Here is a 12,853-nt window from a genome sequence, read left to right as displayed (position 1 = left end):
CCGTTTCGGACGGCGTCCCGGAGCATAGTCCGAATTCATAGTGGTCCCAAACGACAGTCCAAAGTGCCCGATTTACAGTAAACAACGCCCATGTCGGCTGACATAATGGGGATATGCAACCGGCAGGCGGCATGAGTCGAGCAAGCAGAAAAGGAGTCGGACGGCAATGCGAATACTATCATGGGCCCGAGCGGAGTGGAAGCACGGACGGAGAAACAGGGAGCTGTTCATGCTGGCGCTGCCCGCCGTGACGTTTAAGCTGATCTTTAATTATTTGCCCCTAGTAGGCTTGATTATCGCCTTCAAGAAATACAACTTCGCCAAAGGTCTGTGGGGCAGCGACTGGGTAGGCTGGGATAACTTCCGTTTCTTCTTCCAGTCGGATACGGCCTTTCGGATTACGAGAAACACCATTTTGTACAACGGCGCTTTTATCGTGTTGGGCACCGTCATCGCGATCGCTTTTGCCATTATGATGAACGAGATCGGGCGACGATGGCTGAAGATCCACCAGACGGTCATGTTTCTGCCCTACTTCTTGTCCTGGGTCGTGGTCAGCTACGTGACGATGGGATTTCTGGATCACAAAAGCGGATTCCTCAACCAGCTGTTGACGTTCTTAGGGCAAGATCCCGTGCGATGGTACGAGACCTCGGCATACTGGCCGGTCATCATCATTCTCGTCTACTTATGGAAGTCGGTGGGGTTCTCCACGCTGATCTACTACGCGGGCATATTGGGGATCGACTCCAGTTATTACGAAGCGGCTCGGATCGACGGAGCGGGCAAGATGCAGATGATCCGCCATATTACGATTCCCTTGCTGACGCCGCTGGTCGTCATTCTGTTCATCGTGGCGGTCGGCAATATTTTCAGGGCGGACTTCGGATTGTTCTACTTTATTCCCAACGATGTCGGATTTCTGTACGGCGCGACGGACGTCATCGATACGTACGTATACCGCTCGCTGCGGGTGGTGGGGGATATCGGCATGTCGACCGCGGTAGGGCTGTACCAGTCCGTCGTTGGCTTCGCGCTGGTGCTGACCACCAACTACATTATTAAAAAAATCAACTCGGACAACGCCTTATGGTAAGGAGGAGCGACTAATGACAACCCGGAAACCGAATGCGGCGCCCATCGTGATCAATCTCTTTTTCGCGGTCCTATCCGCCGCCATTCTCGCGCCGCTCCTGCTGGTGGTCGCCATCTCCCTGTCGAGCGAGGAGTCGCTGCTCCATAACGGATACCGGTTCATCCCGGCGCAGTGGGACACGTTCGCTTACGAGATCGTGCTCCGCAATCCGCTGCAGCTGCTGCAGGCGTACCAGGTGACCATCGGCGTAACGGTCATCGGCACGGCGTGCGCATTGCTGATGACTACGATGGCGGCCTACGCGGTATCGCGCAGAGATTATCGATATCGCCGACCGACGATGCTGTTTATCGTATTTACGATGCTGTTTAACGGCGGACTTGTTCCGTTCTATATTCTGGTAACGCAGTATCTGCAATTAAAGGATACGCTCGGCGCGCTGATCGTTCCCTATCTGGTCAGTCCGTTTTACCTGCTCATCATGAAAGGGTTCCTGGAGAAGCTGCCGGTCGAAATCTTTGATTCCGCCAAGATCGACGGGGCGAGCGAATGGCGCATATTTCTCCGCATCGTCTTGCCGCTTTCGACGCCGGCGCTTGCAACCGTAGGCTTGTTCATCTCTTTCGCCTACTGGAACGACTGGTGGCTGGGGCTGCTGTTCATCAATGAGCAACATCTTGTGCCGCTGCAACTGCTGCTCTACCGCATCATGGATACGATCGAATTTATATCGGCCAACATGGATCTGGTGAATGTCAATTTGACCTCGGCCCAGTTCCCCAGCTTGTCCACAAGAATGGCGATGGCCGTGCTTGCCGCGGGACCGATGATGTTCGTATTCCCCATGTTCCAACGTTACTTCGTGGCGGGACTTACGGTCGGCTCGGTCAAAAGCTAACGTTAGCTCTGCGACGATCGTACGGCGCACTTGCCGCTGCCTATCGATGTCATTCTTGAAGGACCTTGTCCTTCGAGTTGATATAATACAATTAAGGGGTTTCATCAAAGGAGGAGCAATCATGTATCCGAAGAAAAACATCATGCTGTTAGTCGTACTCTGTCTCGCGCTAGTGCTGTCCGCATGCAGCGGGGGCAACGGCAACGGAAAAAACGGCGGCAGCGATCCCGCGCCGGGCAACAAGGGGACGGCTCAGAACGGGGAAGAGAAAAAACCTGCCGAAGAACTGTCCAAGGTAGAGCTGGTCTGGTATTATCCTCAGCCTGCGATACCATCCGATCTAAAAAGCGTGGAGAGCAAGGTCAACGAGCTCATCGAGCCGAAAATCAACGCAACCGTCAAGCTGATGCCGCTGGCCTTTGGCGATTATACGCAGAAGATGAATACGGTCATCGCCTCCGGCGAAAAGGCTGATATCGTCTGGACCTCCAACTGGAACTTCAACTATGTCCAGAATCAAAGCAAAGGCGCGTTTATTCCGCTGGACGAATTAATCGACCGCTATGCCCCGGACGTGAAGGCGAGCATGCCCGACTTCGTATGGGAAGCCACCCGGATCGACGGCCAAATCTACGGCGTGCCGAATTACCAGACGGTCACGAACCGCGAGGGCTTCGTCCTGCAGAAGGAATTCTATGATCTGTACAAGCCTGAAGCGGAGATGAAACAATTGGCGGACCTTGCGCCGCTGCTGGAGCAGGTCAAGCGGAAGCATCCCGACTTGATCCCGTTCGCGGTAGGCCGCCAAGGGATGTTCAGCTACATGAACCGCACATACGGACTTGAGAGCGTGCTTGCCAATATCGCGGTCATCCATCTGGACAATCCGGACAAGATCGTCAATATGTACGAGACAGAAGAGTACCGTCAGTATCTGGATACGATGAGAGACTTCTACGAAAAGGGATACATCAACGAAGACGCGGCGACGCTCAAGTCGATCGGCGACTATCAGAAGGCAGGCCAAGCCGTAGGCGGCTTCCATAACGTGCTGAAACCCGGCGGCGAAGCGGAAGCCAAGGCGTCGCAAGGCGGCAAGGATATGCAATACGCTTTTACGACGGACGCCTACGTAGGCACGAACACCATCATTACGACGCTGCAGGCCATTCCCGTGCATTCCGGCAACCCCGAGCGGGCGATGATGCTTATCAATTTGGTAAATACGGACCCGGAGCTGTTTAATCTGCTTGCGTTCGGCATCGAGGGAACCCATTACAACAAGAAGTCCGACGGCAGCGTGGAGCTTGTTCCCGACAGCGCGTACACCGCATCGGACTGGGTATTCGGCAACGTCTTCAACGGCTATACGCTGGCGGGCAAGGATCCGAACGTCGCCAAAGAGACGAAGGAGCTTAACGAATCCGCTACGCCGTCGCCGATTATCGGCTTCAAGTTCGTAACGGAAAGCGTCAGCGCGGAGATCGCGAACGTAACGACCGTCATCGACGAATACGGGCCTGGTCTAAATACAGGCACGGTCGCTGCGGACCGCATTCTGGAAGAGTTCCAGGGCAAGCTCAAGCAGGCCGGCATCGACAGAGTCATTGAGGAAGCGCAACGTCAATTGGACGAATGGAAGGCGTCCGGGCAATAAAAGGCAGCGTGGAAGGGGCGGGGACGAGGCGGCATGGAACGCCGTCTCGCCGGCCCTTTAATTAGGGGAACTAAAGAAAGCGTTATCATTGCAATGGCTATAAAAAAGGAGGAGAAATAATGAAATCCAAAGCAGCGTTGTTGCTCGCTATTTTGCTCGCCCTTCAGGTTGTACTGGAGACGGTTTACCGCAATGACAGGGAAGTATCCGCCGACAGTCCGACTCCCGGAGCGGAGCTGTACGTCAGTCTGACCGGGGACGACGGCAATGACGGAACGCTCACGCATCCGCTAGCGACGCTTGAGGGAGCGAGAGACCGCATCCGTCAACTAAAGACCGGAGCGGGACTGCCCGAAGGCGGCGTTGCCGTCTATGTAAGGGAAGGGGAATATCGGCTGACGTCTACCTTCGAATTGCTGGAGGAGGATTCCGGCACGGCTTCGAAGCCGATCGTCTACTCCGCGTACCCGGGCGAAGAGGTGCGCATCAGCGGCGGCCTCCAGTTGGACGGAACAGCGTTTTCGCCGGTGAGCGATCCGGCGACGCTGGCCCGCATTCCGGAGGAGGGAAGGGCGCATGTGCTGCAGATCGATCTCGACGCGGAGGGAATAACCGATCTGGGGCAATACCGCAGACATGGTTATCTGCACGACGTTGTGTCCGCGCCTCTGGAGCTGTTCGTAAACGAGCAGGCCATGCATCTGGCCCGTTGGCCCAATGAAGGTTATCTGCCGCTCGGACAGGTGCTGGATACCGGCTCGATTCCGCGGCAGAACGACAATAGCAATCGGGGAGGCAAGTTCAAATACGATTATGATCGCGCCGACCGTTGGACCGGGGCAACGCAGCTTATGCTGCACGGTTACTTCGGCTACGGCTTCGCGGAAGACAATATCCGGGTGGAGGAAATCGATACGACGGCCCGCACGATCAAGCTTGCAGACGCCCATTTGTACGGCTTGTCGACCGCCAACGCCGCCTGGAAAACCTACTACGCCTATAATCTGCTAGAGGAGATCGACGAGCCGGGCGAATATTTCCTGGACTATGACAGCAGCACGCTGTACTTGTACCCGACCGTTTCGTTAAGCGGAGCGCGCATACAGGCCTCCATGCTGGAGGAGCCGCTTGCCGCAATAGAGGATGCTTCCTTTATTAAGATACAAGGCTTTATCTTCGAAAACAGCCGGGATATGGGAATCTACATGGAGGGCGGCGACGGCAATACGATTGCCGGCAATACGTTCCGCAATCTCGGAACCGTGGCGATCTCCGTCGGTCAGGGCGTGCGGGGGCCTGGTTATACCGTTCACGAATTTACGGGCGTGCCGGAGTCCCGCGTGGTGGGCAATATTCAGGGACACATCTATCTGAATCAGGATTGGGACCGGCTTGGCGGCGTCAACCACGTCATTGCCGGCAACGAGGTGACGGGAACGGGAGCGGGCGGCATCTACGTCGGCGCGGGCAATCGAGAAACGCTGACGCCGGGCAACGTGCAGGTGCGAAACAACAAGATCAGCGACTTCAACCGTCGCGACGAAGGTTATCGACCGGGCATCTGGCTGACCGGCGCGGGCAATGTCGCGGCAAATAACGAGATTTACAACTCGCCGCATATGGCGATTTATTTGAACGGCAACGATCATGTGATTGAGAAAAACGAGATTCATCACGTGCTGCGGGAAGCGGACGATATGGGCTCCATCTACATGGGACGCAACGCAAGCGAGCAGGGCAACGTCATTCGCTATAACTTCTTCCATCATCTGGGCAGCGACCATGCTTCGCAAGCCGTCTTCCTGGACGATGGGGCAAGCGGGCAGTTGATTCACGGCAACGTCTTCTACAAGGCGGGCAGCAATGCCAATATGCACATCCATGGCGGTCATCATAACGTATTCCGCAATAATATATCGATCGACATTCCGCATGTCATCCAGGCGACGCTCTGGACTCAAACGCGATGGGTGGAATTTCTGAACGAGCCCATTCAACGCAATCGTCTGCTTGGGAGCATCAACATTAAGCAGGAGCCTTACGCCAGCAAGTATCCAATTCTATCAGGCTATTACGACGGGAATAACGTGCCCGTGCAGCTGCCGCTGGACAGCAACATCATGGAGGACAATGTCGTCGTGGGCGGCGCTTTATACCGCAATGGCCCCATGACCGTCGCAGGGAACTGGATCACGAACGCGGATCCCGGCTTCGTCGATGCGGATGCGATGAACTTCGAGCTGATGCCGAACTCGGAGGTTTATACGCAAATTCCCGGCTTCGAGCCGATTCCGTTTGCGTCGATCGGTCTGTACGACGATGAATACCGGGATTGGAACGCGTCATTGGGGACGTTCGATGTCAGCGCGCCGGCCAACGCCGGACAAGACGTGGATCCGTTAAACGTGGAGTTTCGCTGGGAGCCTTCCGCGGGCGCCGTACAGTATCGTCTTCTCGTCGCAACGGACAATCAATTCGCCGAGATCGTGTCGGACACGGTCACGGGTCGGACTCGACATGTCTTGGAAGGCGCGATTACTTATGACGAAACCTACTATTGGAAGGTAATCGCATATAGCGCTTCGTATTCGCGTCCGGCAGAGCTGGCCAATGCCAATGGCGTCATGACGTTCGACAGCCGGGTGACGGACCGGGTGCCGGATGCGCCGAATCTGGCGTTTACCCGCCTGGATCATGTGCAGCTTGCCTGGAACCGGGTCGACATGGCCACCGAGTATCATGTGTATCGGGGCTCCCATCCTGACGCGGCATTCGAGCGGATCGCCGTGCTGGCGAATGAGCTGAGCTATGTCGACACCGACGTCAGCGCCTTGCACGACTACTATTATTACGTGGAAGCCGTCAATCGTCTGGGATCCGGCGAGCCTTCTCCGATAGTGGCTTCCTATGGCGGAACGGCCGTGTTGTTCGAGGATCTCTTCGAAGACGAGCTACAGCCCGGCTGGGTACAGGAAAGCTCGGCCAGTCCCGGCACCTGGCAGTTGACGGATGACGAAGACGGCAAGTTGCTTCACTTCAACGGCACGTTCGGCAATCAGAAGAGAGCGTTGGGCAGGACGCATTACTCGATCGAATCCAGGCTGAGAGTGAACAACTGGCTGGGAAGCAACGCTTCGGCGCAGATGGTGTTCCTGATCGGCAACGATTCCAATCCCGTCGGGGCTGGAACGCGGTATCAGCTGATGTACCGCAATACCGGCAAGCTTCAGCTCGAGAAGCGGGCGGCGGGCGGCATGGTGCAAGAGACGGACTTCACCCTCGTACCGGGAGAATGGTATACTTTCCGGCTGTCGGTCAGCCCGGGCTACGTAAGGGGGTACGTCAATGACGAGCTGCTCATCGAATACGAAGATGCAAACCCGCTGGCTGCAGGATCCGCAGGGCTGCAGATTTGGAACGCGGACGTGGATGTCGACGACTACCGGATTAGCATTCCGAAGTGGGATAGCCTGGCTTCGCCGTGGGAGCTTCGGAATTACGGCGCCCAGCCCAACTATGCCTCCTATGAACGCGGCGAATATACGCTTCGCGCGGTAGGAGCGGACGTATGGGGAACAAGCGACGAATTCGGTTATATCTCGCAGTGGGTACAGAACGCGGACGCAGAGAAGATCACGATGGAGGCGACTTTGGAGTCGCTTACGAATACGGACAGCAATACGATGGCGGGCATCATGTTCCGTTCGCGCGACGCACAGGACGCCGCCAACTTCTATCTGCGGATGAAGCCGAACGGCGAGGTGTTCACGACCGTGCGCATGTCGAACGGGGGACTCACTACCTACAAAAATATATCTCCCGTACCGATGCCGACCAAGCTTAAGGTCACCAGGGAGAAGAAGCTGTTTACGAGCTACTACATGAGCAACGGCGAGTGGGTGCAAATGCAGCAGCTGATTCTGGATATGCCCGAAGAGATGCTGGCGGGGCTCGCGGTATCTTCCCGAACGTCTGAGGCATACGCGGAAGCGGTCTTCTCGGACGTGTCGCTGTCGCGCTCCGAGCTGGAGCTCAAGGCGCCGCTGGTCGGCGACGTCACTCCGCGGGACGGCGCGGTGTCGTTGTCTTGGACGGGACATGAAGGCGTAACGGGCTATGTAATCCGATACGGCACGGTGCCGGGAAATCCCGACGCGCAGACGGAGCTGCCGGCGGGACAGACCTACCATACCTTGACGGGGCTGACCAACGACACGACCTATTATATTTCGATTGCGGCCAAATACGGCTCCGCGGAACGCGAGACGGAAGTCTTTACGGCTGTGCCCGACGGCAACGCGGTTGTTCGTTCGGCTTATACGAGTATTGCGGCGACCGGCTTTGACGAGATGTCGGGCGTTACGGTCGTCGCGGCCAGCGACTCCATCGGAAGTCTGGACAACAACGATTGGGTGCAATACAACAACGTGGAATTCAATCGGGGAGCAACCGCCTTCATAGCGGACGTGGCCGTAGCGGAGGCGCAGGCAGGCAAAGATATCGAAGTACGGCTGCATGCGGCGGACGGTCCGCTGCTCGGCAAACTGACGGTCGCTTCCACGGGCGCCTTCACCAACTTCGTAGTGCAGCAGACGGCAATAACAGGGAACGTGCAGGGCATTCATAACGTCTACCTGGTGTTTAAAGGCGGCTTCGGGGTAGCCAATCTAAAGAAATTCCAATTCGCTCCGGAAGAGGAGGAAGCGGGCGAAGGCGAAACAGGCGGCAATGGCGGCAATGGCGGCGAAGGCACAGGAGGCAATGGCGACGGAGGCACTGGCGGTACCGGGAATGGCGGCAACGGAGGCGAGGAGCCGGATGGTGAGCGCACCTATGAAAGCCTTTTGCACGATGGAAGGTCCGTCATTCGAATTCATGCGGAGCCGCTGGTTCGCGAGCTGCGCAATGGCCAATCCGGACCAGTGGAATTACGATTCGCCGACGGGCAATCGGTCAGCCGGCACCGGATCGAGGTTCCTGCGGCCATACGCGAGGAAGTGCGGGAATCCGGCAGGGAGCTTCAGTTCGAAGGGAAGGGATTCCGCATTCTGTTGACGGCGGAGCAGCTAGGCCAAGCGCTTGCGGAAGGCGATCTCGTCATCGAATGGGAGACCGCTCCGGCCTTGTTCGGACGAAGCGGATTCAGCGGGGTTGCCGATGCGGCCAAGTTGACTGTCCGAACCGCAAAGACCGGCCAGGCCGTCGGGTTGTCGGCCAAGGTTTTTCTCGATCTGGACGATGATCTTCAAGCAAGCGGCAAACGGATCGCCTTGTTCGCTTTCGACGAAATAGCGAAGGAATGGCGTTACGCCGAAGGCGGACTGGAGCTTGGCGGCGGCGAAGCGTCGTATACCGCTCATTCGGGGGTAGAGGCGTCCGTATTCCTCTTTGAACGCGATTACGCGGATGTTACGAATAAGCACTGGGCTTATGAGTATATCGCAGAGCTGGGGCTGCGGGATTACATGCGAGGTACGGCGAACGAACGCTTTGAGCCGGAACGGACGATTACGAGGGCGGAATTCGCGGCGCTGCTGGCTCGAATGCTGGGCCTTCCGAAGTCCAACGAAACCGGCGCGTTCTCGGATGTCGAGGCGGATGCCTGGTATGCGGGCGAGATCACGGCGCTTCATGCGGCGGGGATTATGAACGGCTACGACGGAGCCGTGCATCCGCAAGAAGTCGTTACCCGCGAACAAATGGCGGTTATGCTGGATCGCGCACGCCGTTATGCCGGTATGACGTTTGGGAGCGCGACTGCAGGCACCGCCTATGCGGACAGCGGCCAGATCAGCGAGTGGGCGCTCGAAGCCGTACGGCAATTGACGGAGACGGGCATTATGCAGGGAACGGGCAATGAACGATTCCAGCCGCTTAGGGCTGTCACGCGGGCGCAAGCGGCGGCGGCTCTTGCAAGAATGCTGACTATCGGACAGTAGACAGACAGAGATACGGGAGTGGTGGAAATGGCAGAACAACCTGCTGACAAGGAATTATCCCATGCTGCACAGAGCGGCGGAGGCGGAGACGTGTTCGCCGATATCGGCACGAGGCGCATCGAGGGAAGGGACGGCGACCTCGCTCCCGTCCTTCCGCCGAAGCTGCCCGATATAGGGCTATCTGCTGTGAAAGCGGCAATGGGCGATAGTTTGGGAGACTGGACCGTCATGGCGAAGGTGGACGACGAACCGGGGCTTCGCCAAGCGCTGGACGAGATGAAGGAACGTTACGCGCCATACATGAGAAGCTTGGCGCCGGAGCTCGCTCCAATGAAGCAGCGAAAGAAGCTGAAGCACTTCCTGTATCGCCGGCAGGCAAGGGAGGACAGAGAGTCGTTCCGGCGCGTGCTTGATGGCCATGGCGACTGGGAAGAAGCGCAAATTCCGCATTACGGCGGTCCACTTGGCCAAGCCGTTGTCTATTACCGGACGACCTTTGAAATCACGCAGTCGGAACTCGAGATCGGATCGATCTTCGTCCGGTTCAAGGGCGTGGATTACAAGGCGGCCGTATTCGTCAACGGAACATGGATGGGCAGTCATGAGGGGTTCTTCGCCCCGTTCGAATTCGATTGCACCGACTATGTTCGGCCGGGTAAAAATACGCTCGTCGTGCAGGTGGAGAACGACTTTACGTTCGGCAGCAGCGAGACGGAAGAGGCGCCGGGGGAGCGGTTCGAGGGCGACAAGCTGTATGCCGCGACCGGTCCCGGCTATGACGACCCGCTGTACGGCTGGCATCATTGTCCGCCCGGGATGGGCATCTATCAGGACGTCTACGTGGAGGCGCGTCCTGCCGTCCATATCGGCGACATCTTCGTGCGGCCGGTGCCGGAGCGGGAGTGCGCCGAAGCCTGGATCGAGGTGTTCAGCAGAGACAGAGCCGCGATGAACATAAGGCTGGAGCTGGCCGTGCACGGGTACAACTTCGCGGAGGAGACCGTGGCTTGGCATTCCTGGCAGCCCGAAAGCGTGGTCGAGGTGGGACTGGGCGATACCTTTACGGAGGCGAAGGTCAAGGGGGACGGCACCTACCGCCAGCCTATCAAGCTATTGGTCGCGAAAGGCGTCAATTACTTCAAAGTGCCGCTGCAGCTGAAGCAGCCGAGGCTGTGGGAGCCGGACACCCCGTGGCTCTATCAATTGCAGGCGAAGCTGCTGGACGATCGCGGAGATGTGCGGGATACGGGGAGCCGAACGTTTGGGATGCGATCTTTCCGTCAGGATATGGAGTCGGAGCCGAAGGGCAAGTTTTATCTGAACGATCGGGAGATCCGGCTGCGCGGGGCGAATACGATGGGGCACGAGCAGCAATGCGTGATGAAGGAGGATTGGGAGCAGCTGCTGGAGGACCTGCTGCTGGCGAAGCTCGCCAATATGAACTTTCTGCGTCTAACCCAGCGGCCGGTGCAGGAGGAGGTCTACGACTATTGCGACCGGCTCGGCCTTATGACGCAGACCGACCTGCCGTTGTTCGGCGTGCTGCGCCGGAACAAGTTCGTCGAGGCGGTCCGTCAGGCCGAGGAGATGGAGCGTCTCGTCCGCTCGCATCCCTGCAACATTCTGGTGTCGTATATCAACGAGCCGTTCCCGAACGCCGCCAACAAGCCCCACCGGCATCTGGACCGACAAGAGCTGGAGCGTTTCTTCGATGCCGCCGATATCGCCGTCAGGCTGCATAATCCCGATCGCGTCATCAAACACGTCGACGGGGATTACGATCCGCCTTCCAACAGTCTGCCGGACTACCATTGTTACTCATGCTGGTACAACGGCCACGGGATGGACATCGGCTTGCTGCATAAAGGCGGGTGGCTGCCCGTCAAGGAGGGCTGGCATTACGGTTGCGGCGAATTCGGCGCGGAAGGGCTCGATTATGCGGAAGTCATGACCGCCCATTACCCTCCCGATTGGCTTCCGGCAAGCGGGAAGGAAGAGTGCTGGTCGCCGAACGCCATTATCGGCGCGCAGACGGGCCGATTCCATTATTTTTTCTATGAAACGCCTAAGGGGCTTGAGCATTGGGTTGCGGCGAGTCACCGTTATCAGGCATGGGCGACTCGAATCATGACGGAAGCGTTCCGGCGGGACAGCCGCATGAACACGTTCGCCATCCATCTGTTCATCGACGCCTTCCCTTCCGGCTGGATGAAGACGATCATGGACGTGAACAGGCGACCCAAGCCAGCCTACTTCGCTTACCGCGAGGCATTGTCGCCGCTTGCGGTGCAGCTGCGTTCCGACCGATTCGCTTACTGGAGCGACGAATGCATGAAGGTCGAAGCCTGGATCTGCAACGATACGCAGCTGGAATATCCCGGCGCCAGGCTGCGTTATCGATTGGAAGCAGGAGGAGAGGTGCTGGCCTGCGGCTCCCACGAAGCCGATATTCCGTTATGCGACAGCCGATTCCAAGGATATATCGAGACGCCGCCCCTTCATGTCTCCGAACGAACGACGGCGGTGCTCCGGCTTCAGCTCGCGGACGCATCGGGAGAGCCGCTGCACGAGACGACGCTCGAAGCGGCAGTCTGGCCTAAGGAGAGAGGAGGAGTCGACGCTGCTGCACGGTACATGGAGAATCGGGACAGCGAGGGTCGACGTGTGGCCGTAGTGGACAACGCTGGCGGCAAGTTGCCGGATTGGATGCGCGAGCTTGGGGAGGTCGTGCCGATAGAATTGGAAGAAGCGGGTGCCGGAGACGTCATCTGCATACGGAGCATCGAAGCTTATCAGGAGCGGAAGGTCGAGGTGGGAAGCCTTGCGGAAGCGGGTGCGACCGTGCTCTTTCTGGAGCTTCCCCAGGGGCGATGGGACCTGCTTGGCGATACAGTCGACGTGCGGCCTTGCGGCATGATGCCGGTCCATTTCGTCTCCAGGGATACGGGGCATCCGCTGGTCGACTTTGCCGGGACGGAGGATTTCCGACTATGGTATCATGAACGTGAAGAACGGATTGTCCCTTTGCTTGGCACGACTTTTACGGCAGAGGGCTGGCAGCCGGTATTAACGAGCGGCAATCGCAACGACGAAGGGGAATGGACCCCGGCATTGGCGGTTGCAGGCCGCAAATTCGGAAGAGGGCAGGCGTGGATCAGCCAATTGGAGCTGGATGGCCGCGTTCGCCATAATCCGGCGGCATGGCTGCTCGCAAACGGGCTATTGACTGGGGCAGACCGATAGAAAGCGGCTTAGGGGGATGA

The 12,853-nt window shown here is 57.8% G+C and carries 5 protein-coding genes; all 5 read left to right on the top strand.

All coding sequences use genetic code 11. The annotated features are described in order from the left end of the window. Nucleotides 1-166 precede the first annotated feature (166 nt). The 5 genes from KJW29_RS21640 (at nt 167) to KJW29_RS21620 (ending at nt 12,833) form a co-directional block, all read left to right on the top strand. Nucleotides 167-1,096 (top strand): ABC transporter permease, encoded by a 930-nt coding sequence (locus tag KJW29_RS21640; RefSeq protein WP_214626152.1) that lies wholly within the window; start codon nt 167-169, stop codon nt 1,094-1,096. A 13-nt stretch (nt 1,097-1,109) separates the two neighbouring features. Further along, nucleotides 1,110-1,994: a carbohydrate ABC transporter permease gene (locus KJW29_RS21635; RefSeq protein ID WP_214626151.1), complete on the top strand. Its 885-nt coding sequence runs from the start codon at nt 1,110-1,112 to the stop codon at nt 1,992-1,994. Between the two features lie 121 nt (nt 1,995-2,115). Continuing rightward, the gene (locus KJW29_RS21630) at nt 2,116-3,651 is read left to right on the top strand and encodes an ABC transporter substrate-binding protein (protein ID WP_214626150.1); all 1,536 of its coding nucleotides are present in this window, start codon (nt 2,116-2,118) and stop codon (nt 3,649-3,651) included. A 119-nt stretch (nt 3,652-3,770) separates the two neighbouring features. Next, nucleotides 3,771-9,590: an S-layer homology domain-containing protein gene (locus KJW29_RS21625; RefSeq protein WP_214626149.1), complete on the top strand. Its 5,820-nt coding sequence runs from the start codon at nt 3,771-3,773 to the stop codon at nt 9,588-9,590. Between the two features lie 27 nt (nt 9,591-9,617). Next, nucleotides 9,618-12,833: a glycoside hydrolase family 2 protein gene (locus KJW29_RS21620; protein ID WP_214626148.1), complete on the top strand. Its 3,216-nt coding sequence runs from the start codon at nt 9,618-9,620 to the stop codon at nt 12,831-12,833. Nucleotides 12,834-12,853: the final 20 nt, after the last annotated feature.

It is taken from the genome of Paenibacillus agaridevorans (assembly GCF_018604145.1).
GTDB classification, from domain to species: domain Bacteria; phylum Bacillota; class Bacilli; order Paenibacillales; family Paenibacillaceae; genus Pristimantibacillus; species Pristimantibacillus agaridevorans.
The sequence above is the reverse complement of the archived record's forward strand: the minus strand, read 5'-3'. Positions and strand labels throughout refer to the sequence as shown.

Bases quoted from the DNA above. Each gene is read 5' to 3' on its own strand.
- KJW29_RS21640 (WP_214626152.1), top strand. From the start codon at position 167: ATGCGAATACTATCATGGGCCCGAGCGGAGTGGAAGCACGGACGGAGA.
- KJW29_RS21635 (WP_214626151.1), top strand. From the start codon at position 1,110: ATGACAACCCGGAAACCGAATGCGGCGCCCATCGTGATCAATCTCTTT.
- KJW29_RS21630 (WP_214626150.1), top strand. From the start codon at position 2,116: ATGTATCCGAAGAAAAACATCATGCTGTTAGTCGTACTCTGTCTCGCG.
- KJW29_RS21625 (WP_214626149.1), top strand. From the start codon at position 3,771: ATGAAATCCAAAGCAGCGTTGTTGCTCGCTATTTTGCTCGCCCTTCAG.
- KJW29_RS21620 (WP_214626148.1), top strand. From the start codon at position 9,618: ATGGCAGAACAACCTGCTGACAAGGAATTATCCCATGCTGCACAGAGC.